19 protein-coding genes are annotated in these 18,605 nt (G+C 72.0%); 11 read left to right on the top strand and 8 right to left on the bottom strand.

Translation table 11 applies throughout. The features are described 5' to 3' along the window. Positions 1-2 precede the first annotated feature (2 nt). The 3 genes from P2F65_RS05140 to glpX form a co-directional block, all read right to left on the bottom strand. Positions 3-1,700 (bottom strand): fumarate hydratase, encoded by a 1,698-nt coding sequence (locus P2F65_RS05140; protein ID WP_275804807.1) that lies wholly within the window; start codon positions 1,698-1,700, stop codon positions 3-5. A gap of 91 nt (positions 1,701-1,791) precedes the next feature. Continuing rightward, entirely contained in the window at positions 1,792-2,706 is a 915-nt protein-coding gene (locus P2F65_RS05135) for a carbohydrate kinase (RefSeq protein ID WP_275804805.1), read from the bottom strand. Positions 2,707-2,734: 28 nt separating this feature from the next. Continuing rightward, positions 2,735-3,781, bottom strand: coding sequence for a class II fructose-bisphosphatase (gene glpX / locus P2F65_RS05130; RefSeq protein ID WP_275804804.1), 1,047 nt, complete (start codon positions 3,779-3,781; stop codon positions 2,735-2,737). 95 nt (positions 3,782-3,876) lie between these two features. Here glpX and P2F65_RS05125 point away from each other — a divergent pair, with 95 nt between their 5' ends. Continuing rightward, positions 3,877-4,437, top strand: coding sequence for a DUF4245 domain-containing protein (locus tag P2F65_RS05125; protein ID WP_275804802.1), 561 nt, complete (start codon positions 3,877-3,879; stop codon positions 4,435-4,437). Here the strand turns inward: P2F65_RS05125 and P2F65_RS05120 are convergent, their stop codons facing one another. Together P2F65_RS05120 and xseA are read right to left on the bottom strand one after the other, a co-directional pair. Further along, positions 4,438-4,677, bottom strand: coding sequence for an exodeoxyribonuclease VII small subunit (locus P2F65_RS05120; protein ID WP_275804801.1), 240 nt, complete (start codon positions 4,675-4,677; stop codon positions 4,438-4,440). A 10-nt stretch (positions 4,678-4,687) separates the two neighbouring features. Next, positions 4,688-5,926, bottom strand: a complete 1,239-nt coding sequence (gene xseA, locus P2F65_RS05115) for an exodeoxyribonuclease VII large subunit (protein ID WP_275804799.1) — start codon at positions 5,924-5,926, stop codon at positions 4,688-4,690. Between the two features lie 229 nt (positions 5,927-6,155). Between xseA and P2F65_RS05110 the strand changes: the two genes are divergently transcribed. From P2F65_RS05110 to P2F65_RS05100, 3 genes are all read left to right on the top strand, one after another. Then, a complete protein-coding gene (locus P2F65_RS05110; protein ID WP_275804797.1) occupies positions 6,156-7,169 on the top strand; it encodes a 4-hydroxy-3-methylbut-2-enyl diphosphate reductase in 1,014 nt (337 codons plus the stop codon). A 78-nt stretch (positions 7,170-7,247) separates the two neighbouring features. Beyond that, a complete protein-coding gene (gntA, locus tag P2F65_RS05105) occupies positions 7,248-7,946 on the top strand; it encodes a guanitoxin biosynthesis heme-dependent pre-guanitoxin N-hydroxylase GntA (RefSeq protein WP_275804795.1) in 699 nt (232 codons plus the stop codon). Then, positions 7,943-8,593 carry an urea carboxylase-associated family protein gene (locus tag P2F65_RS05100; protein ID WP_275804793.1) on the top strand — a complete coding sequence of 217 codons (651 nt, stop codon included), beginning with the start codon at positions 7,943-7,945 and terminating at the stop codon, positions 8,591-8,593. Before gntA ends, P2F65_RS05100 begins: the two co-directional genes overlap by 4 nt. Before the next feature lie 17 nt (positions 8,594-8,610). On the opposite strand, the gene P2F65_RS05095 is transcribed toward P2F65_RS05100, so the two are convergent. Then, on the bottom strand, positions 8,611-9,147 hold the full coding sequence (locus P2F65_RS05095; RefSeq protein ID WP_275804791.1) for a hypothetical protein: 537 nt from the start codon (positions 9,145-9,147) through the stop codon (positions 8,611-8,613). A 77-nt stretch (positions 9,148-9,224) separates the two neighbouring features. Here P2F65_RS05095 and P2F65_RS05090 point away from each other — a divergent pair, with 77 nt between their 5' ends. Continuing rightward, positions 9,225-9,812, top strand: coding sequence for a TetR/AcrR family transcriptional regulator (locus P2F65_RS05090; RefSeq protein WP_275804789.1), 588 nt, complete (start codon positions 9,225-9,227; stop codon positions 9,810-9,812). Positions 9,813-9,856: 44 nt separating this feature from the next. Here P2F65_RS05090 and P2F65_RS05085 read toward each other — a convergent pair whose 3' ends face one another. Then, the gene (locus P2F65_RS05085; RefSeq protein WP_275804787.1) at positions 9,857-11,053 is read right to left on the bottom strand and encodes a DNA recombination protein RmuC; all 1,197 of its coding nucleotides are present in this window, start codon (positions 11,051-11,053) and stop codon (positions 9,857-9,859) included. A gap of 49 nt (positions 11,054-11,102) precedes the next feature. On the opposite strand from P2F65_RS05085, the gene P2F65_RS05080 reads away from it, so the two are divergent. The 6 genes from P2F65_RS05080 to P2F65_RS05055 all read left to right on the top strand — a co-directional run bounded on the left by P2F65_RS05080 (position 11,103) and on the right by P2F65_RS05055 (position 18,110). Next, positions 11,103-12,125, top strand: coding sequence for an NUDIX hydrolase (locus P2F65_RS05080; protein WP_275804785.1), 1,023 nt, complete (start codon positions 11,103-11,105; stop codon positions 12,123-12,125). Positions 12,126-12,302: 177 nt separating this feature from the next. Then, positions 12,303-12,977: a peptidoglycan-binding protein gene (locus P2F65_RS05075; protein ID WP_275804783.1), complete on the top strand. Its 675-nt coding sequence runs from the start codon at positions 12,303-12,305 to the stop codon at positions 12,975-12,977. A gap of 6 nt (positions 12,978-12,983) precedes the next feature. Then, positions 12,984-15,401: a hypothetical protein gene (locus P2F65_RS05070; RefSeq protein WP_275804781.1), complete on the top strand. Its 2,418-nt coding sequence runs from the start codon at positions 12,984-12,986 to the stop codon at positions 15,399-15,401. Positions 15,402-15,483: 82 nt separating this feature from the next. Then, the gene (locus tag P2F65_RS05065) at positions 15,484-16,362 is read left to right on the top strand and encodes a thioesterase family protein (RefSeq protein ID WP_275804779.1); all 879 of its coding nucleotides are present in this window, start codon (positions 15,484-15,486) and stop codon (positions 16,360-16,362) included. A gap of 12 nt (positions 16,363-16,374) precedes the next feature. Beyond that, entirely contained in the window at positions 16,375-17,460 is a 1,086-nt protein-coding gene (ychF, locus tag P2F65_RS05060) for a redox-regulated ATPase YchF (RefSeq protein WP_275804778.1), read from the top strand. 92 nt (positions 17,461-17,552) lie between these two features. After that, positions 17,553-18,110 (top strand): TOPRIM nucleotidyl transferase/hydrolase domain-containing protein, encoded by a 558-nt coding sequence (locus P2F65_RS05055; RefSeq protein ID WP_275804776.1) that lies wholly within the window; start codon positions 17,553-17,555, stop codon positions 18,108-18,110. Between the two features lie 9 nt (positions 18,111-18,119). Here P2F65_RS05055 and P2F65_RS05050 read toward each other — a convergent pair whose 3' ends face one another. Next, positions 18,120-18,539, bottom strand: a complete 420-nt coding sequence (locus P2F65_RS05050; RefSeq protein WP_275804774.1) for a VOC family protein — start codon at positions 18,537-18,539, stop codon at positions 18,120-18,122. Positions 18,540-18,605: the final 66 nt, after the last annotated feature.

The raw sequence follows: 18,605 nt of genomic DNA, 5'->3' as shown, positions 1-18,605 counted from the left end.
CCTCAGAGCAGGCCCGGGCGCCTGCTGATGCTCATCGCCATCGGTGTGGCGGTCTCGGCGAAGAAGTCGTTGCCCTTGTCGTCGACAACGATGAAGGCGGGGAAGTCCTCGACCTCGATCTTCCAGACGGCCTCCATGCCGAGCTCGGGGTACTCGATGACCTCGACGGACTTGATGCAGTCCTGCGCGAGCCGGGCTGCCGGGCCGCCGATCGAGCCGAGGTAGAAGCCGCCGTGCGCCTGGCACGCGTCGGTGACCTGCCTCGAGCGGTTGCCCTTGGCCAGCATGACCATCGAGCCCCCGGCGGCCTGGAACTGGTCGACGTAGCTGTCCATGCGACCGGCGGTGGTCGGGCCGAAGGAGCCGCTGGCGTAGCCCTCGGGGGTCTTGGCCGGCCCGGCGTAGTAGACCGCGTGGTCCTTGAGGTACTGCGGCATCTCCTCGCCGGCGTCGAGGCGCTCCTTGATCTTGGCGTGCGCGATGTCGCGCGCGACCACCAGGGGGCCGGTCAGCGAAAGCCGCGTCTTGACGGGGTACTTCGACAGCTCGGCCCGGATCTGGTCCATCGGCCGGTTCAGGTCGATGCGCACCACGTCGTCGGAGACGGCCTCGCCCTCAGTGACCTCGAGGTGCTCCTCGGTGGTCTCGGGCAGGAACCGGACGGGGTCGCGCTCGAGCTGCTCGAGAAAGATGCCGTCCGGGGTGATCTTGCCGAGCACCTGGCGGTCGGCGGAGCAGGAGACGGCAATGGCCACCGGGAGCGAGGCGCCGTGGCGCGGGAGGCGCACCACGCGGACGTCGTGGCAGAAGTACTTGCCGCCGAACTGGGCCCCGATGCCGAAGTTGCGGGTCAGCTCGAGCACCCGCTCCTCGAGCTCGGTGTCACGGAACCCGCGGCCGGTCTCGGCGGAGCCGGTGGTGGGCAGCTCGTCGAGGTATTTCGCCGAGGCGTACTTGGCAGTCTTGAGGGCGAACTCGGCGCTGGTGCCGCCGATGACGATGGCGAGGTGGTAGGGAGGGCAGGCGGCGGTGCCGAGGGAGCGCAGCTTCTCGTCGAGGAAGGCGATCATCCGCTCAGGGTTCAGGACCGCCTTGGTCTCCTGGTAGAGGAACGACTTGTTGGCGCTGCCGCCGCCCTTGGCCATGAAGAGGAACTTGTAGGTGTTCTCGTGGCCGGGGGCGGTGTCGGCGTAGAGCTCGATCTGGGCCGGGAGGTTGGAGCCGGTGTTCCTCTCCTCCCAGGTCGTCACCGGGGCCATCTGGGAGTAGCGCAGGTTGAGCTTGGTGTAGGCGTCGTAAACGCCCTGCGCGACGGCCGCCTCGTCGGTGCCCGCCGTCAGCACGTGCTGGCCGCGCTTGCCCATGACGATGGCGGTGCCGGTGTCCTGGCACATCGGCAGCACGCCGCCGGCGGCGATGTTGGCGTTCCTCAGCAGGTCGAGGGCGACGAACTTGTCGTTGTTCGAGGCCTCGGGGTCGTCGATGATCCGGCGCAGCTGCGCGAGGTGGGCCGGGCGCAGGTAGTGCGCGATGTCGTGCATGGCCTCGGCCGTCAGGGTGTGCAGCGCCTCCGGCGAGACCTCGAGGAACGTGCGGCCGCCGGGACCCTCCACCGTGCGCACACCCTCGGTCGTCAGGAGGCGGTAGTCGGTCTGGTCGGGACCGATCGGCAGCAGGTCTTCGTAGGCGAACTCGGCCATGGGCAGGACTCCTTGGGGGGCACGACACACTCGGGGCCACTCTACGGCCGGCGTGGGGCGGGCCTGCGCCCGGCTCCACGCGGCATACCGCTCAGAGCTCGTCGAGGCTCGGCGCGTAGGCGCCGGCCCGTGCGACGGTGGCCGCCGCGCAGGCCAGGGCACGGTCGACCGCCGGGCGCACGTCGGCCAGCGTCGCCTCGGCCAGGCGCTTGCGGCCCTCGACGCCGGTCAGGCCCGCCGAGGCGAGACCGGAGAGCAGCCCTGCCATGAACGAGTCGCCGGCGCCCACGGTGTCGACCACGGTCTCGGCCCGCGTCGGGGCGGAGGCGACCTCACCGGTGGTGCTCAGGCCGAAGACGACCCCGTGCGGGCCACGCGTGACGACGACGAGGGTCGGTCCGAGGGTGCCCCAGCGGCGGAGCACCTCCGAGACGGGCGAGCCCGGGTAGAGCAGGAGCAGGTCGTCCTCGCTCGCCTTGACGACGTCGGCGAGGGCGATGAGCTCCTCGACGCGCTCGCGGACCAGGTCGAGGTCACCCATGATGTCGGGCCGGATGTTGGGGTCGTAGGACACCGTGGCGTGCTCGCGTGCTGCCCCCAGGGCCGCCAGCACGGACCGTGCGCCCGGCTCGAGGATCGCGGCGATGGAGCCCGTGTGGACGTGGCCGGCCTTGGCCGGGATGTCGACGTGGGGCAGGTCCCAGTGCAGGTCGAAGGTGTACTCCGCGGCGCCGGCGGCGTCGAGCCGGGCCTCGGCCACGGAGGTGGGGTGCTTCCCGGTCGTGGTGCGCAGCAGCGAGACACCGTGCCGGGTCAGGTGGTTCGCGATGCGGGTGCCGCGCTCGTCGGGTCCGAGCCGCGTCGCGAAGTCGACGTGGTGGTCGAGCCGGGCCAGGCCCACGGCGACGTTGGCGGGGCTGCCGCCCGGGTGCTCGACCACGTCTCCGACAGCGTCGCTGACCCGGTCGATCAGGGCCTCGCCGATGACGAGGACGCGCTCACTCACCGCAGCACCCGCTCACCGCAGCGCCCGCTCACGACTGCCTGGCCGTGGCGCCGCGCTCGAAGTCGATCGCGCTGTAGGCCCGCAGCTTCTCGAGCTGGTGGTGGCTCTCGATGACGCGGATCGTGCCCGACTTCGAGCGCATCACCAGCGAGTGGGTGGTGATGCTGCCGGCGCGGTAGCGGACGCCCTTGAGGAGCTCGCCGTCGGTGATGCCTGTGGCGACGAAGAAGCAGTTCTCGCTGGTGACGAGGTCGTCGGTGGCCAGCACGGCGTCGAGGTCGTGGCCGGCGTCGACGGCCCGCTGCCGCTCGTCGTCGTCCTGGGGCCACAGGCGGCCCTGGATCACGCCGCCGAGGCACTTGATGGCGCAGGCGGCGATGATGCCCTCCGGGGTGCCGCCGATACCGAGGAGCAGGTCGATGCCGGTGTCGTCGCGGGCGGCCATGATCGCGCCCGCCACGTCGCCGTCGGAGATGAACCGCAGCCGGGCGCCGGCGTCGCGGACCTCCTTGGCGATGCCCTCGTGGCGGGGTCGGTCGAGCATGACGACCGTGACGTCCTCGGGGCCCTCGCGCTTGGCCTTGGCGATGCGCCGGATGTTCTCCTTCACCGGCAGGCGGATGTCGACGACGTCGGCCGCCTCGGGTCCGGTCACCAGCTTGTCCATGTAGAAGACGGCGCTGGGGTCGTACATCGAGCCGCGCTCGGAGACGGCGAGCACCGAGACGGCGTTGGACTGCCCCTTCGCCGTGAGCGTGGTGCCGTCGATCGGGTCGACCGCGACGTCGCACTCCGGACCGTTGCCGTCGCCGACCTCCTCGCCGTTGTAGAGCATCGGGGCGTCGTCCTTCTCGCCCTCACCGATCACGACGGTGCCCTTCATCGACACCGTCGAGATGAGCGCCCGCATGGCCTCCACGGCCGCGCCGTCGGCACCGTTCTTGTCGCCGCGGCCCACCCACCGGCCACCGGCCATGGCCGCAGCCTCGGTGACGCGGACCAGCTCCAGGGCGAGGTTGCGGTCCGGGGCCTCGCCACCCACGCGGAGGGCACTGGGCAGGGTGTCTTCGGGCATGCGGCATTTCCTTCACGCGTCAGCGGGTGATGCGGTCGACTCTATCGGGGTGGGGCGGTTCGCGCGGCGTGGTGCCCGTCAGGGACGATAGGAAGGTGAGCACGTCGTCGCCCCGCAGTTCCTACGCCGCCGGAACCGTCGCCAACATGGCTCGTTCCCTGTTGGTCGTGGCGGCACTGGTGGCGGCGCTCATCGCGATCGTGCCCCGGGTCAACACCGTCTCCCAGCCGCCGGTCAACGTGGCGGCCGCTGCCGTCGAGGTGGCCCGCGAGAGCGGCTGGGCGATCTCCCGGCCCGAGGGCCTGCCGGAGGGGTGGAAGGCCACCAGTGTCCGGTACGTCCGCAGCACCGACGGCCTGCAGACCTGGCACGCGGGCTACCAGTCGCCGACCGGCAACTACGTGGCGCTCGAGCAGACCCAGGACGCCACGCAGGGGTGGATCGAGGCGCAGACCAACCGCGCCAGGCGCACCGGCGAGGTGCAGGCGGCCGGCCAGACGTGGACGACGTTCGAGCGCAGCCCCAAGGTGCAGCGCAGCCTGCTCTCCACCGAGGAGACGGCCGACGGGCTGACCACCCTCATCACCGGGACCGGCACCTTCGACGAGCTCAAGGCCTTCGCCGAGACGCTCCGGCCCGTGCAGCCCGCGGGGTAGCTACTCCGCGCTGTCCGAGCCGCCGAGCGTGGCCTCGGCCTCGTCGAGCCAGGTGCTGCAGTGTGCCGCGAGGGCCTCGCCCCGTCGCCACAGGCGCATGCTCTCCTCCAGGCCCGCCTGCCCGCCCTCGAGCTGGGCCACGATGGCGACGAGCTCGTCGCGGGCGGCCTCGTAGGGCAGCTCGGCGATGTCGGGGAACTCCTCCGCGGGCGTGGGGGGCGCCTGGGTCTCCTTGGGCATGGCGACCACCCTAGGGCAGCCCCACGACACGGGCCCCGAAGTCCCCACGGGCCACCCGGATGCGCAGCAGCTCGTTGACGTCGAGGTCGGCCTGGTCCATGACGATCCGCCCGTCCGCGTGCTGCACCACGGCATACCCGCGCTCCAGCGTCGACAGGGGCGAGAGGGTGCGCACCTGCGCGCGCAGGTGCTCCACCTGGTCGGCGGCCCGGTGCACGGCCGCGGTCACCCGGTGGCGGGCCCGGTGCCGCAGGGCCTCGAGCTCCTCGCGCCGGGCCCTGATGATCGCTGTGGGGTCGGCCATGACCGGCCGCGAGCGGACCGCGGTCAGGTGCCGGCGCTCGCCGTCGATGCGCCCGGCGAGGGCCCGCCGGGCCCGCAGGCGTGACTGCTGTATGCCGCGGCGCTCGTCGGCGGCGTCGGGCACCACCAACTTGGCGGCGTCGGTGGGGGTGGAGGCCCGCCAGTCGGCGACGTGGTCGAGCAGCGGGGTGTCGACGTCGTGGCCGATGGCGCTGACCACGGGGGTGCGTGCCGCGGCGACGGCGCGCAGCAGGGTCTCGTTGCTGAACGGCAGCAGGTCCTCGACGGAGCCGCCGCCCCGGGCGATGACGATGACCTCGACCGCCGGGTCGGCGTCGAGCTCCTGGAGGGCCGCGGTGACCTCGGTGACCGCCGTCGGGCCCTGCACCGCGACCTCGCGGATGGCGAAGCGCACCGTCGGCCAGCGGCGGCGGGCGTTCTCGACCACGTCCTTCTCGGCGGCGCTCGCGCGGCCGCAGACCAGCCCGACGGTGCGGGGCAGGAAGGGCAGGGACTTCTTGCGCTCGGCGGCGAACAGGCCCTCTAAGGCGAGGGTGCGCTTGAGGTGCTCGATGCGGGCTAGCAGCTCGCCCACGCCGACCGGCCGGATCTGGCGGGCGTCGAGCATCAGTGAGCCGCGCTGGGTCCAGAAGACGGGCTTGGCCTGCAGGACGACCCGGGCGCCCTGCGTGAGCGGGGCGGCCATCGCATCGAGCGCGTTGACCTGGATCGCGACCGAGAGCGACATGTCGACGTCGGGGTCGCGCAGGGTGAGGTAGGCGGTGCGGGCGCCTGGGCGGCGGTTGAGCTGGACGACCTGGCCCTCGACCCAGAGCACCGACATCTTCTCGACGTACTCGGCGATCCGCATGCTCAGCAGCCGCACGGGCCACGGCTGGTCGGCCGTGGTGTCGGCGGCCCGCTCGGGCAGGTCTGGCGGGGTCACGGACGCCACTCTAGGAGCCGCAGCCGACGGCGGGCTCGCGCACCACGCCAATTGGCGGTGGCGGCGGATCCCGCCTCTCACGCCACCGAGGGCGCCAGGGCGCGAGAGCTGGGATCTCGCGCCACGGGTTGGTGGGAAGTATGCCGCGTGGCGGCGGTGGCGGCATACGGGCTCGTGGGCAGGGCCTCGCGGATTCGGGCGTTCCGGACCGGCCACCTACCATGGGCACATGACCTCTGCCTCCAAACGTGTCCTGCTGGCTGCCCCGCGCGGGTACTGCGCCGGCGTCGACCGGGCCGTGGTGACGGTCGAGAAGGCGCTGGAGCTCTACGGCCCGCCGGTCTACGTGCGCAAGGAGATCGTGCACAACAAGCACGTCGTGACCACGCTGCAGAAGCGCGGCGCGATCTTCGTCGAGGAGACCGACGAGGTGCCCGAGGGCGCCACCGTGATCTTCTCGGCCCACGGCGTGGCCCCCGTGGTGCACGAGGAGGCCAAGGCGCTCAGCCTGAAGACGATCGACGCGACCTGCCCGCTGGTGACCAAGGTCCACCGCGAGGCCGTCCGCTTCGCCAACGACGACTACGACATCCTCCTCATCGGCCACGAGGGCCACGAGGAGGTCGTCGGCACCTCGGGCGAGGCGCCCGACCACATCACCCTGGTCGACGGCCCCGACGACGTGGAGAACGTCACCGTGCGAGACCCCGAGAAGGTCGTCTGGCTCTCGCAGACGACGCTCTCGGTCGACGAGACGATGGAGACCGTCCGGCGCCTCAAGGAGCGGTTCCCCGACCTGCAGAACCCGCCCAGCGACGACATCTGCTACGCCACGCAGAACCGCCAGCTCGCCGTGAAGCAGATGGCACCCGAGACCGACCTCATGATCGTGGTCGGCTCGCGCAACTCCTCCAACTCGGTGCGCCTCGTCGAGGTCGCCCTCGAGCACGGCGCCCGGGCGGGCCACCTGGTCGACTACGCCGACGAGATCGACGAGGGGTGGCTCGAGGGGGTCCAGACGGTCGGCGTGACCTCGGGTGCCTCGGTGCCGGAGGTGCTCGTCCGCGACGTGCTCGAGTTCCTCGCCCAGCGCGGCTACGAGGACGTGAACCCGGTGGTGGCTGCCGAGGAGAGCCTGCTCTTCGCGCTGCCCAACGAGATCCGCCGCGACCTCAAGGCGCGCGGCCTCTCCGACAAGATGCGCCACGACGCGTCCTTCAGCGAGGCGGGCAGCCTCCACTAGACGCGCGGTCTCGACGGTGCCTACCTAGGATGAAAGCGCAGGTCAGGGCCTGCCACCCAGTCCGAGGAAAGGCCGTCGATGCCGCATGCCGCCGTGGGCTCCGTCGAGGAGCTCGAGGAGCTGTTGTCCGAGCGCGTGCTGGGACCCGACTACCCCTGCCTGGGGGCCAAGTCGGTCTTCCGGCGTGACCGGGCCACCGTCGTGCTGCACGGGGACATGGAGAGCCCGGACACGGCTCGTCGCCTTTTCGAGCAGCTGCGCGACTACTCGCGGACCGTCGACACCGAGGAGGGTTTCGCCTCCTTCGTCGCCGGGTTCCGCGGGCCGCAGGTGCACGACGAGAAGCACTTCGAGGACATGCTCTGGGCGCTGCTGCAGCGTCTGCACGACGTCGACGAGGAGCCGTGGGCGCCCGAGGTGTCGGCTGACCCCAACGACCCGCACTTCGGCTTCAGCGTGGCGGGCACGCCGTTCTTCATCGTCGGCCTGCACCCCGAGGCGTCCCGGGAGGCGCGGCGGTTCCCGCTGCCGGTGCTGGTGTTCAACCTGCACGAGCAGTTCGAGGCCCTGCGCGAGAGCGGCGCGTTCGAGCGGATGCGCGACACGATCCGGCGCCGCGACGAGGAGCTGCAGGGCAGCGTGAACCCCATGGTCGGCGACTACGGGACGGCCTCCGAGGCCCGCCAGTACTCGGGTCGCGAGCTCGAGGAGGGTTGGGAGCCGCCGTTCGAGCCCGACCCCGACGCCATCGCCGACACCGAGGGAGCACACGCATGAGCCAGTCAGGGTCCGAAGCGCCCTCCCCGGCGGCCCAGGACGCGCCGGCACCGGAGGCGGGGTTCACGCGGCTGGCGCCCCAGACCGGCACCGGACTCCTGCTGCGCGCCGGGCAGGCGCTCACCGTGGTCGACCCCAGCGGTGTCCAGGTGAGCGACTTCTTCGCCTTCAGCGCCGAGGACCACGGTGAGTGGCTCTCGAGCGGGCGCACCATCGACTACGGCAACAAGGTGTACTTCACCACCGGCGACGTGCTCTACAGCAACCGGAGCCGGCCGATGGCGACCATCGTCGAGGACACCTGCGGTCGGCACGACTTCCTGCTCACGCCCTGCAGCCAGCAGACCTTCGACCTGCTCTACCCCGAGTTCGAGGGGGCCTACCACCCGAGCTGCTTCGAGAACCTGTGCCTCGGCCTCGAGCAGTTCGGCGTCGCACCCGACCAGATCAGCACCACGCTCAACATCTTCATGAACGTGTGGACCGACGAGACCGGCGAGCTGCACATCGACCCGCCGACCTCGAAGGCAGGCGACCGGTTCGCGGTGCGGGCCGAGGTGGACCTGCACGTCGGCCTGACGGCGTGCTCGGCCGAGAAGTCCAACGGCGGCGTCTGCAAGCCGATCGACTACGCGATCTCCGACTGACTTCGGAGGCGTAGCCGCTAGGCGGGTGCCTTCCTGGGCCACAGCGAGTAGCTCAGCGAGATCGCCGCGTCGGCCACCAGGACCACCGACCACAGACGCATCGTGTCGACGAGAGCGCTCGTGCGCTCGCTGTCGCCGACCACGAGGACGGCCAGACCCATGAGGCCGACCCCCACCGTCCAAGCAGTGAGGTGGCGCAGCCAGCCGGCCCGCTCGTAGGCCGCGTGCGCGGCGCCGTGCCGCGGCTTGGGGGTCGGGGCGGGGCCTCCGGCGAAGCGCTGGGCGAAGCGGGCGTCTGCCCAGCGCACCATGCAGTGGCCGAAACCGACCGAGACGCCGATGTAGACCGCGGCGAGGGAGTGCGCCACCGAGGCCGTCCCGCCGGAGCGCAGGTCGAGGGCCGTGGCGGTGAGCAGCACCAGGTCGACCAATGGGGCGGCCACCAGCAGCCCGGCGCCGAGCCGCGGGCGGCGCAGCAGGTAGCGCGTGGCGAGGCCGGCGAGCAGCACGACCCAGAACATGACCTCGCAGAACACGATGAGCCCGACCAGCACGTCCCCCTCCTGGATCAACGTGTATTTGGCACGACTGTATTAGAAACAATCTAGCACAGTCGTGATACAACGGATCCGTGCCTCGCGTCGTGGACCACGCCCAGCGCCGTCAGGAGATCGCGGACGCCCTGTGGCGCGTCCTCCGCCGGGACGGCTTCGCCGGGGCCTCGGTGCGGACGCTGGCGGCAGAGGCCGGCTGGTCGACCGGCTCGATCCGGCACTACTTCTCGAGCCAGAACGAGCTGATCGCCTTCGCCATGCAGACGCTCACCGAGCGGGTGCAGGAACGGATCGCGGCGGTGGTGGCAGAGGTGCGCGACCTCGCGGGCGTGGCCGACCTCCTCGAGGAGGTGCTTCCCATGGACGCCCAGCGCCGAGCCGAGGCGGAGGTGTGGCTGGCGCTCTCCGCGGCCGCGCGCACGGACGACGAGCTGCGGGGCATCACCGAGGAGTCGCACCGCGGGCTGCGCCAGCTCTGCCACTCCAGCGTGCGGCTCGTCGTCGGCGAGGACGGAGGGGGGCGCGACCTCGTGCTCGAGACCGACCGCCTGCACGCCCTCGTCGACGGTCTGGCCCTGCACGGCACGATGCATCCTCGCCTCATGCCGCGGACCCGCATCCGGGCTGCGCTCCTGGCCCACCTCACGGAGCTCGGCGGCGGCTGAGCGCGGGTCGTCCTCGGGTTGCGGTCCGTCCGCGCCCCCAGCTCTCAGGAGATGAGGCGGTCCGCTCCGGGGTCGGACCGCTGGTCCGTGGCGACGAAGTCGAGCTGCGGGCGCTCGTCGTCCGCGGTGGCGGCTTCGATCAGCTCCATCGCGGTCAGCACCCGAGGACCCACCTCGACGGGTGACGGCTGGGGCAGCTCGGCCTCGACCACCTCGAGGTCGCGCATCTTCCGCGCGGAGACGAGCACCCGCGCCTCCAGGGCGCCGACCATCTGGTTGTAGGCCTCCACGGAGCGCTGCAGGGCGGTGCCCATCTTCGCGGTGTGCGAGCCGAGCGTGCCGAGCCGGTCGTAGAGCTCCCGCCCCACCTTCATGAGCTCGCGGGCGTTCGCGGTCAGCGCGTCCTGCTGCCAGGTGAACGCCACCGTGCGCAGGAGGGCCAGGAGCGCGCCGGGCCCGACCAGCACGACGCGCCGGGCCATGGCCTCCTCGTGCAGGCTGGGGTCGGCCGAGAGGGCGGCGGAGAGCATGGCCTCGCTCGGGACGAAGCAGACCACCATCTCGGGCGCGGTCTCGAAGGCCGACCAGTAGTCCTTGTCGGCGAGCGAGCGGACGTGGCCCTTGAGGTGGGTGGCGTGCTGGCGCAGCAGCTCGCCCCGCTGCTCGGCGGGGAGCTCGTCGGCCTGCGCCTGGAGGAAGGCCGTCATGGGTGCCTTGGAGTCGACGACGAGGTGCTTGCTGCCGGGGAGCTGGACGACGACGTCGGGGCGCACCTGCTTGCCGTGCCGGCTCACGCGGCACACCTGCTCGTCGAAGTCGCACCGGGCCAACAGGCCGGCGTGCTCGAGGACCCGTCGCAGCTGCACCTCACCCCACGCGCCACGCACGGTGGACGCGTTGAGGGAGCCGGCGAGGCTCTGCGTCTGCCGGTCGAGCGAGGCGGTGGAGGCGTGCACCTGGGCGATCGTGCGCTCGAGGGCCGCGAACTGGTGGATGCGGTCGCGCTCCAGGGTGCCGACCTGCGTCTCCACCCGGGCCAGGGTGTCGCGCAGCGGCGCCAGGGCCGCGGCCGTCTGGGCGTCGTCGGCGAGGGCGGCCTCGAGGTCGAGCACCCGCTCGCGCAGCAGGTCGCGTTCGGCGGAGGTGGCTGCGGCCCGCACCGCCCCCAGCTGACGGACGACGAGAGCGGAGACGGTGGCGCCGACCACGAGGCCGGCGATGAGCGCGAGCACGGTTTCCATGCCGCAGACCCTGCCAGCGACCGGTGACACCCCGCCGTAGGCTGGCGGCATGTCCCGGTCCGAGCAGCCCACCCTGCGCGACGGCGACCTCGTCCTGCGGGGCTGGCAGCCCGGCGACGCGGAGGCCACCCGGCACCTGCACGACGAGGTCATCGCCCGGTGGTTCGGGTTCTCCGAGGCCGTGCCCACCGCGCAGGAGCACGCCGCGTGGGTCGACCGCACGGCGCGGGAGTGGGCCGACGGAGCCGTGAAGGCGACCTTCCTGTGCGAGTGGAACGGCGAGCCCGTCGGGTCGGTCGACGTGCGCCGGGCCGAGCACGGCGTCGGCGTGCTGTCATGGGCGATCTACGCGCCCTACCGCGAGAAGGGCCTGGCGACTCGGGCGGTGCGCCTGCTGGTCCGGTTCGCCTTCGAGGCCCTCGGGCTCGAGCGGGTCGAGGCGCACGTGAACCCGCTCAACCGCGCTTCGCTGCGCGTCGCACACCGGGCCGGCCTGCGTCGCGAGGGGCTGATGCGGGGCAACACCCTGCTGGGCGGCGAGCGGCACGACACCGTCGTCCTCGGGCGGCTGCGCAGCGACCCCGAGCCGGACACGCGTGAGGGCTTCATCGGCATCCTCAACTCCACCCTGCCCACCAAGCGCGCGATCGCCCAGGGAGTGCTGCGCAACCCCGAGGGTCGGGTGCTCCTCTGCGAGCTGACCTACAAGGGCGAGTGGGACCTGCCGGGCGGTGTCATCGACCCGACGGAGTCGCCGTCGGAGTGCCTGGTCCGCGAGGTGCGGGAAGAGCTCGGCCTGGAGGTGCGCCCGCAGGGGCTGCTGGCCGTGAACTGGCTTCCGCCATGGCGTGGCTGGACCGACGCGACCGTCTTCGTCTTCGACCTCGGCATCGCCGACCACGACCTCCCGCTGCGGGCAGCACTGCAGCCCAGGGAGATTCGCGCGCTGCACTGGGTCGACGAGGAGGAGCTCGAGGAGCGGGTCGCGCCCTACAACCAGCGGCTGCTGGCGTTCCTCGCCACGCACGCCGGCCCCACGGCATACCTCGAGGACGGCCTGCCGGCGCTGTGAGCGCGTAACCCGGCCCCACCCGTTCTCGTTGACGAGGTGGCGAACCGTTCGAGTGGTGGGTTTCCGGGGGCGCGCCTAGGCTCCGGAACCGTCGACGCGAGCTGGGGAGCACCGCGATGAGCAGGGCGTCGCACACCAGTGTGCGCGGACATCCCGCGCCGGGAGGAGCAGGGGACCATGAGCGAGTCAGAGATGAAGCCGCTGTCCGACGAGGAGCTGGCTGCCGAGGGCGGCACCGCGCTGCCCGACAAGGAGGTCATCAGCCTCCTCGACCTCAACGCCGACCTCGACCTCGGGCTCGACGCCGCGGCGCCCATCGACCTCGCGGTCGCGGCGAACGCCAACGTCGCCGCACCGATCGACGCGGCGGTCGGCGCCAACGTCCTGTCCAGCGGCTCCACGGCCCAGGCGCTCGCCGACCAGGGCGTCGTCATCGACCAGGGCCTCGCGGGCGAGGCCGTCGCCGAAGGCAACCAGGACAGCACCATCGACCAGACCGCGGGTGACGCGGCAGCAGGCGACGGCAGCACTGGTGGCACCACCGACGGCACCACCGACTCGGGCACCGGCGTCGACGCCACCGACCCGACCGACACCGGGTCCGTGCTCGACGGCGACCTGCTCGACGTGGACGTCGACCTCGCCGCCGACCTCGACGTCGCCGCGCCGATCGGTGGTGCGGTGGCGGCCAACGCCAACGTCGCTGCGCCGATCGACGCAGCCGTGGCCGCCAACGTCGCGTCGGTCGACTCCGACGCCGTGGCCGTGGCCCAGCAGGACGCGATCATCACGCAGGACATCGACGCCGACGCCGAGGCCACGATCAACCAGACCTCGGGCATCAACCAGTAGCGCGGCGTGAGTGCCCTCCACGAGGCGAGTGGCACCGCGGCAGCCGGGGGCGCGCAGGCGCCCCCGGCCGCCGACGTGCCGGTGCGGGCCACCGGGCTCGAGCTGATCGGCGAAGTCGCCGGTTCGGGCTACAAGGAGCCGCCGTCCCTGGTCCGTCGCTCCGATGGCCAGACCATCGCGCTGACACCACTGCTGTATGCCGTGCTGGCCACCGCCGACGGGCGGCGCAGCCACGGCGAGATCGCCGACGTGGTGGGGCCCGCCGTCGGGCGACAGGTCACGGCCGAGAATGTCGAGGCCCTGTGTGACCGCCTGCGTACGCTCGGTGCCCTGCAGCTCGCCGACGGGTCCGACCCGGAGTTGAAGCGCTCGAACCCGTTGCTGGCTTTGCGTTTCCGCTACGTGGTCTCCGACCCCGACGTCACCAACCGGGTGACGGCGCCCTTCGCTCGGCTGTTCGCCCCCGTGGTCGTCACGCTGGTCTGCCTCGCCTTCCTTGCCGTCTGCGGCTGGGTGCTGTTCGAGAAGGGGTTGGCGTCGGCGACGCACCAGGCGTTCGACCAGCCCGGGCTGCTGCTGATCGTCTTCGCGCTGACGGTCGTCTCGGCCGGCTTCCACGAGTTCGGGCACGCGGCCGCGGCCCGCTACGGCGGCGCCACCCCCGGCGCGATGGGCACGGGGCTCTACCTGGTGTGGCCGGCGTTCTACACCGACGTCACCGACAGCTACCGCCTCGGCCGGGCGGGTCGCGTGCGCACCGACCTCGGCGGCCTGTACTTCAACGCCATCGTCGCGATCGTGATGTTCGCGGTGTGGTGGGCAACGCGCTGGGACGCGGTGCTGCTCATCATCGCCACCCAGGTGCTGCAGATGCTGCGCCAGCTGGCCCCGCTGGTGCGGTTCGACGGCTACCACGTGCTCGCCGACCTCACCGGCGTGCCCGACCTCTTCCACCGCATCGGGCCGACCCTGCGCAGCCTCGCGCCCGGCAGCAGGCGCGCGCCGGAGGCAGCGGCGCTCAAGCCGTGGGCCCGTGCCGTCGTCACCGCCTGGGTGCTCGTCGTGGTGCCCGTGCTGCTGGCCGTGCTCGTCCTCATGGTGCTGGCCCTGCCGCGCCTGCTCGGCACCGCGGCCCACAGCCTGCAGGAGCAGGCGGCCCTGCTGGCAGAGCGCTTCGGCGAGGGCGAGGTGCTGGGCGTGGGTGTGCGCGTGCTGTCGCTGCTGGCCATCGCCCTGCCGACGCTGGGCACCCTCGTGATCATCGGGCGGGCGGCGCAGCAGGTGGCCACCCGTGCCTGGCGGGGCACCGAGGGCCGCCCCGTGCGTCGTGGCCTGGTCGGCCTCGTGGCGGCGGCTGTGGTCGCCGGACTGGCCTGGGCCTGGTGGCCCGACCCCGGCGCCTACCGACCCATCCGTCCCTACGAGCGGGGCGTCGTGCAGGACGTGCTGCCCATCTCCCTGCGCAGCGCCACGCCGACAGGTCTGGTCGAGGGAGGCAGCGGCACGGCCCGCACCCTCTGGCCGGCGGATGCCGCCGTGCCCACAGCAGACAAGCCCGGGCTGGCCGTGGTGCTGGTGCCGAGGCACGCAGCGACGCAGCCCGGTACCAGGGGTGCACCCGGCACCGACGCGAGCGCACCTGCCGCCCCGACGTGGGTGTTCCCCTTCAACCGTCCGGCGCCTCCCGGTGAGGGGGACAACCAGGCGCTCGCGGTCAACACGACCGACGGGGGCACGACCTACGACGTGGCCTTCGCGCTCGTGTGGGCCGACGACGACACGGTCCTCAACACCAACGAGGCCTATGCGCTCGCGAGCTGCGACGGGTGCCGCACCGTGGCGGTCGCGTTCCAGGTGGTGCTCGTCGTCGGGTCGGCCGACGTCGTCGTGCCGCAGAACCTCTCCGCGGCGGTCAACTACGCCTGCGTCGAGTGCGTCACCTTCGCGCTCGCCCAGCAGCTGGTCGTCACCGTGCCGGAAGCCCTGGACGCGCAGGCCCTGGCCGAGCTCGAGGCGCTGTGGCGGGAGATCGCCGCGTTCGGGGCCAGCCTGGAGGATGTGCCGCTCTCGCAGATCCAGGCCCGGTTGGAGGACTTCGAGCGACAGATCCTTGCCGTCGTGGGCGTCGACCCGTCGGCGACGTCGGGCGCGACACCCTCGACGCCCTCGGCCCAGAGCGGCACACCGACGGGGGTGGCGAGCGCCACGAGCCCGGCTGACGGGAGCACTGGCTCGGTCAGCCCGGACCCGATCGACGGAGCCCCCGCGGCCGGCTCGACGGCCACCGGCACGGCCTCGCCCACGGGCTCGGCGGCCGAGCCGGAGGGCACCGACACCGCCTCGCCCTCACCGACGGAGACTGCGACCAGCTCCCCGACGGAGGACGCGACGTCCACGGCGGCGCCGGAGACGACGGCGCCCTGACCCTCGCGGGGATGCCGACGGGCGCCGGTGCAGACTGTGCGAGGGCCCGTCCGGCCCGATGTCCGCGCAGCCAGGAGGCGTGATGCCAGCTCAGAGCGAGTTCGACCGCGAGATCGCGCTGGAGGCAGCCGAGGCCGAGTCCGGCGCGAGCCGGGCCGGCACCTATCACGGCACCCTGGGGGAGGGCTGGCGCATCGGCGGCGGCATCAACGGCGGGCTGCTCCTCGCCCTCGCCGGCCACGCGCTCCGGCGCGAGCTGGGCGAGGCGTCCGCCGACGGCATACCGGGGCACGCCGACCCGATGGCGATCAGCGCCTACTTCCTCACGCCGGGCGCGCCCGGTCCGGTCACCGTGCGCACCGAGGCGGTGCGGCGGGGCCGTGCCGTCTCCACCGGGCAGGCGTCGCTGCTGCAGGACGACGGCAGCGGTGGTGAGGTCGAGCGGGTGCGCGTGCTGGCGACCTATGGCGACCTCGCGTCCGTGGACGGCGACACCAGCACGACCGCGACGCCGCCGGAGCTGCCCGAGCCGGATGCCTGCGTGTCGGCGGAGCAGGCGCCGCCGCAGTTCCTCAAGCACGCCTCGCTGCTCGAGCGGCTCGACCTGCGGCTCGACCCGGCCACGACCGGCTGGGCGGTGGGCAAGCCCTCGGGCAACGGTGTCATCCGGGGCTGGTTCCGGATGGCCGACGGGCGTGAGCCCGACCCCCTGCTGCTCCTGCTGGCCGTCGACGCACTGCCACCGGTGGCCTTCGAGCTCGGCCTGCCCGGCTGGACGCCGACGCTGGAGCTCACCGCGCACGTGCGGTGCCGTCCTGCGCCGGGCTGGCTGCGGGTCAACCTCACCAGCCGGACGCTGTCCGGCGGTTACCTCGAGGAGGACGCCGAGGTGTGGGACAGCGAGGGCCGGCTGGTCGCCCTGTCGCGGCAGCTGGCTCGGGCGACGTCGCCGCGCCGGTAGAATCCTCTCCTTGTGGCTCTCACTATCGGAATCGTCGGTCTCCCGAACGTCGGCAAGTCGACGCTCTTCAACGCGCTGACCAAGAACAACGTGCTCGCCGCGAACTACCCGTTCGCGACCATCGAGCCCAACGTCGGCGTTGTCCCGCTTCCCGACACGCGGCTCGCGAAGCTCGCCGAGATCTTCGGCTCCGAGCGCGTGCTGCCGGCCACCGTGTCCTTCGTCGACATCGCCGGCATCGTGCGCGGCGCGTCCGAGGGGGAGGGCCTGGGCAACAAGTTCCTCGCCAACATCCGTGAGGCCGACGCCATCTGCCAGGTGGTGCGCGCGTTCCACGACGACGACGTGCACCACGTCGAGGGCAAGGTCTCGCCCAAGGACGACATCGAGACCATCCACACCGAGCTGATCCTCGCCGACCTCCAGACCCTCGAGAAGGCGGTGCCCCGCCTCGAGAAGGAGGTCAAGGGCAAGAAGACCGACAAGGCGGTGCTCGACACCGCGCTCGCCGCCCAGAAGGTGCTCGAGGAGGGCACGACCCTGTATGCCGCGGGCGCGGCTTCCGGGGTCGACATGGACCTCGCGAGGGAGCTGGGCCTGCTCACCACCAAGCCGTTCCTCTACGTCTTCAACGTCGACGAGGAGCAGCTGACCGACGAGGGGCTGCAGAAGGAGCTGTCGGCCATGGTCGCCCCGGCCGACGCGATCTTCCTCAACGCCAAGCTCGAGTCCGAGCTCGCTGAGCTCGACGACGAGGAGGCGCGCGAGCTGCTGGAGTCGGTCGGTGTCTCCGAGCCGGGCCTGAACCAGCTGGCGCACAAGGGTTTTCACACCCTCGGGCTGCAGACCTACCTGACGGCAGGGCCAAAGGAGTCGCGCGCCTGGACGATCCGCAAGGGCTGGACCGCCCCGCAGGCCGCGGGTGTGATCCACACCGACTTCCAGCGCGGCTTCATCAAGGCCGAGATCGTCTCCTTCGACGACCTGGTCGAGGCCGGCTCCATGAACGCCGCCAAGGCGGCCGGCAAGGTCCGCATGGAGGGCAAGGAGTACGTCATGGCCGACGGCGACGTCGTGGAGTTCCGCTTCAACGTCTGAGAGAACGGCCCTCTCGGTTCGGCGTTGCCCTCGCGCCGCACGCGTGCGCAGTTGACCGGCGCGCGGACAACGCACCTAATGGTGAGGTGTCCATGCTGCGCGCCGTCGTGCTGGTCGAGGGAGCCAGCGACCGGGTGGCGCTGCACACCTTGGCCGAGCGCGGCGGCCGGGACCTCTCCGCCGAGGGCATCGAGGTCGTCGCGATGGGCGGGATCACCAACACCCGCGCCTTCGCGACGCGATACGGGCCGCACGGGCTCGGAATCCCCCTTGCGGGGATCTACGACGCCGCTGACGAGGCGAAGCTCCTCCACGGCCTGGCCGCGGCGGGCCTGGGCGGCGCAGCCCTCGAAGCTGGGGTGCCGTCCGGTCTGGGCTTCTACAAGTGCTCGGTGGATCTGGAGGACGAGCTCATCAGGGCACTTGGCGCCGATGCCGTCGAGGGCGTCATCGAGGCGGCCGGCGAAGGGCGCTCGCTGCGGCTCCTGGCGGGCATGCCCGCGCAGCGGGACTGGGCGCGAGAGGCGGTGCTCCGGCGTTTCCTCGGGGCCCGGTCCGGGCGCAAGGCGCGCTACGCAGCGCTGCTGGTCGAGGCATTGGAGCCCGGCCGCGTGCCCGAGCCGTTGGCGGCCGTGCTCGCCCGGGTCTGAGGGAGCCCGTCACTCCCGGGCGTCGCCACCTGCGATGTTGACCAGCCAGGCGATGCCGAAGCGGTCGGTGCACATCCCGAACGTGTCGCCCCACATCTGCCTCTCGAGCGGCGTCGTCACCGTGCCGCCGTCGGACAGCTTGTCCCAGTAGCCGCGCAGCTCCTGCTCGTCGTCACCGCTCAGGCTGATCGAGATGCTCTGTCCCGGCGTGTACGCCATTCCCTCAGGGGTGTCGGCGGCCATGAGCGTGAAGCCCGAGTCGGTCTCGAGCATGGCGTGCATGATCTTGTCGGCGTCGGGGCTGTCCACGGCGCCGAACTCACCGAACGTGTTCATCGACAGCGTTCCGCCGAAGACGCCCCGGTAGAACTCCATCGCCTCCCGGGCGTCGTCCTTGAAGCTGATGTAGGGGTTCAGGCGCGAAGCCATGGTCACTGCTCCTCTCGGTGGTCCAGCCGGTCGGGTGCCAGGGCGAGGCACGTCACCACCATGCCT

The sequence above is a fragment of the Knoellia sp. p5-6-4 genome (genome assembly GCF_029222705.1).
Classification (GTDB): Bacteria; Actinomycetota; Actinomycetes; order Actinomycetales; family Dermatophilaceae; genus Pedococcus_A.
This window is presented reverse-complemented; position numbering and strand designations above follow the sequence as displayed.